At 41.2% G+C, this 1,034-nt stretch carries 1 pseudogene; it reads left to right on the top strand.

Annotated features, from left to right (window positions below):
• A pseudogene (locus VXQ92_RS21120) lies at positions 1 to 1,034 on the top strand (YgiQ family radical SAM protein); the annotation flags it as partial.

Raw genomic sequence — 1,034 nt, 5'->3', positions numbered from 1 at the left:
AGACTGGACCAATGTTGAAAGTTTCCGTGTATTGGGTAAGCCAACGATTGCTTGGGGAGTGACTGCGGGCAATATGGATTCGATGATCAACCGCTATACGGCAGATCGTAAAATCCGTTCGGATGATGCATATTCTCCTAATAACGAACCAAATAAACGCCCTGACCGTGCGGCAACGGTTTATTGCCAACGTTGTCGTGAAGCATTCCCAGATGTACCTGTACTATTAGGTGGTATTGAGGGTAGTTTACGTCGTATTGCGCACTATGATTATTGGTCAGACAAAGTTCGTCGTTCAATTTTGATGGATTCAAAAGCTGATATGCTTATGTATGGTAATGGTGAACGAGCCATTATCGATGTGATGCACCGTTTGGCTAAAGGTGAAAAAATCCACGAGATTACAGATGTTCGTGGTACAGCATTTATTATTAATAAACATAACAAAGCGGCTAAAGCAAAATTTGTTGAAATTGCCAGTAATGATGTAGATACGATTGGGCGTGTTGACCCAATTATTAACCCATATATCATGACTGAAGATATTGATGGTTGTGAAATTGAGAAAGATAAAGGCAACACACTAGCTCAATATCAAGGTTTTCAAAAAGAAATTGTTGCAAATCCGATTGTACGTGAAGGCGACCAACTTGATGAAAATACTCAGATTGTTCAGCTAAAGCCTGCTCAGTCAAAAGCGATTAAACACAAGTTACCTCCGCGAGAATTGGCTGTAATTCGTTTACCTTCTTTTGAAGAAGTGGCGAATGATCAAGTACTTTATGCACATGCAAACCGTATTTTGCACCTTGAAACCAACCCGGGTAATGCACGTGCTTTGGTTCAACGTCATGGTGAGCGTGATGTCTGGATCAATCCACCTCCAATTCCTCTAACAACAGAGGAAATGGATTATGTATTTGATTTGCCATATGCACGTTTGCCGCATCCTGCATATGGAGATGCGCGTTTCCCTGCATTTGATATGATCAAATTCTCGGTCAATATTATGCGTGGCTGTTTTGGTGGTTGTA

The organism is Acinetobacter sp. 228 (assembly GCF_048147885.1).
This window is presented reverse-complemented; position numbering and strand designations above follow the sequence as displayed.